The organism is Nocardia sp. NPDC051570, assembly GCF_044454005.1.
In the GTDB taxonomy this organism is placed as follows: domain Bacteria; phylum Actinomycetota; class Actinomycetes; order Mycobacteriales; family Mycobacteriaceae; genus Nocardia.
Genome location: NZ_JBITDI010000056.1, coordinates 3,156 through 5,391, shown reverse-complemented (window position 1 = coordinate 5,391; position 2,236 = coordinate 3,156). Strand labels below are relative to the sequence as shown.

At 56.4% G+C, this 2,236-nt stretch carries 1 rRNA gene (running past one end of the window); it reads right to left on the bottom strand.

What is annotated here, in order from left to right:
* Positions 1-98: 98 nt before the first annotated feature.
* Positions 99-2,236: ribosomal RNA gene (locus ACIA76_RS43530) — 23S ribosomal RNA — on the bottom strand; it runs 1,080 nt beyond the window's last position.

Below are 2,236 nucleotides of genomic sequence, written 5' to 3'. Positions count from 1 at the left end.
GTCGAGAATCCCGATAGCACCCACCCTGCCTTCGCAGAGTGAGGAGAGAGTGTCTGTGTATTGTTTCAGACACCGCACAGTGGACGCGTAGCACCTTTGTTGGTAAGCCCTCGGCCTATTAGTACCGGTCACCTCCACCCCTCACAGGGCTTCCAGTTCCGGCCTATCAACCCAATGGTCTGTTGGGGGCCTTAACCCATCAAGTGGGAGAGAAACCTCATCTTGGAACAGGCTTCCCGCTTAGATGCTTTCAGCGGTTATCCCTTCCGAACGTGGCCAACCAGCCGTGCCCCTGGCGGGACAACTGGCACACCAGAGGTTCGTCCGTCCCGGTCCTCTCGTACTAGGGACAGCCTTCCTCAAGTTTCTAACGCGCGCGGCGGATAGAGACCGAACTGTCTCACGACGTTCTAAACCCAGCTCGCGTGCCGCTTTAATGGGCGAACAGCCCAACCCTTGGGACCTACTCCAGCCCCAGGATGCGACGAGCCGACATCGAGGTGCCAAACCATCCCGTCGATATGGACTCTTGGGGAAGATCAGCCTGTTATCCCCGGGGTACCTTTTATCCGTTGAGCGACACCGCTTCCACTTGCCGGTGCCGGATCACTAGTCCCGACTTTCGTCCCTGCTCGAGCTGTCGCTCTCACAGTCAAGCTCCCTTGTGCACTTACACTCAACACCTGATTGCCAACCAGGCTGAGGGAACCTTTGGGCGCCTCCGTTACATTTTAGGAGGCAACCGCCCCAGTTAAACTACCCACCAGGCACTGTCCCTGAACCAGATCATGGCCCGAGGTTAGAAGCCCAATACGATCAGAGTGGTATTTCAACGATGACTCCACCCGAACTGGCGTCCGAGCTTCACAGTCTCCCACCTATCCTACACAAACCGTACCGAACACCAATACCAAGCTATAGTAAAGGTCCCGGGGTCTTTTCGTCCTGCCGCGCGTAACGAGCATCTTTACTCGTACTGCAATTTCGCCGAGTCTGTGGTGGAGACAGCAGAGAAGTCGTTACGCCATTCGTGCAGGTCGGAACTTACCCGACAAGGAATTTCGCTACCTTAGGATGGTTATAGTTACCACCGCCGTTTACCGGGGCTTAAATTCTCAGCTTCGCGCCGAAGCGCTAACCGGTCCTCTTAACCTTCCGGCACCGGGCAGGCGTCAGTCCGTATACCTCGTCTTACGACTTCGCACGGACCTGTGTTTTTAGTAAACAGTCGCTTCTCTCTGGTCTCTGCGACCCAACCCAGCTCCCACCGCAAGGATGTTCACCAGACCGGGCCCTCCTTCTCCCGAAGTTACGGAGGTATTTTGCCGAGTTCCTTCACCACAGTTATCTCGATCGCCTTAGTATTCTCTACCTGACCACCTGTGTCGGTTTGGGGTACGGGCCGTGTACCAACTCACTAGAGGCTTTTCTCGGCAGCATAGGATCACTGAATTCGCCTCAACGGCTACGCATCACCTCTCAGGCTACATGTTGTGCGGATTTGCCTACACAACGCCCTACAGGCTTACACCCGGTAATCCACCACCGGGCCCAGCTACCTTCCTGCGTCACCCCATCGCTTACCTACTACAATCAGGGTCCCATGCAGCCACTTCTCTTCACCCGAAGGTGATAGGTCCGCTTTTGGATGGTTAGCACAACTGATTCGATATTTGGCGCGGATACACGGGTACGGGAATATCAACCCGTTGTCCATCGACTACGCCTGTCGGCCTCGCCTTAGGTCCCGACTCACCCTGGGCGGATTAACCTGGCCCAGGAACCCTTGGTCATCCGGCGGACGAGTTTCTCACTCGTCTTTCGCTACTCATGCCTGCATTCTCACTCCCACAGCCTCCACCACTGGTTCACACCGTGGCTTCCCTGGCTGCAGGACGCTCCCCTACCCAGCCACACTCCTGGCTCCAAAGAGCAGAATAATGTGTGACTGCCGCGGCTTCGGCGGTGTACTTGAGCCCCGCTACATTATCGGCGCAGGATCACTTGACCAGTGAGCTATTACGCACTCTTTCAAGGGTGGCTGCTTCTAAGCCAACCTCCTGGTTGTCTCAGCGACCCCACATCCTTTTCCACTTAGTACACGCTTAGGGGCCTTAGCCGGCGATCTGGGCTGTTTCCCTCTCGACTACGAAGCTTATCCCCCGCAGTCTCACTGCCGCGCTCTCACACCCCGGCATTCGGAGTTTGGCTGACTTCGGTAAGCTTGTAGGCCCCT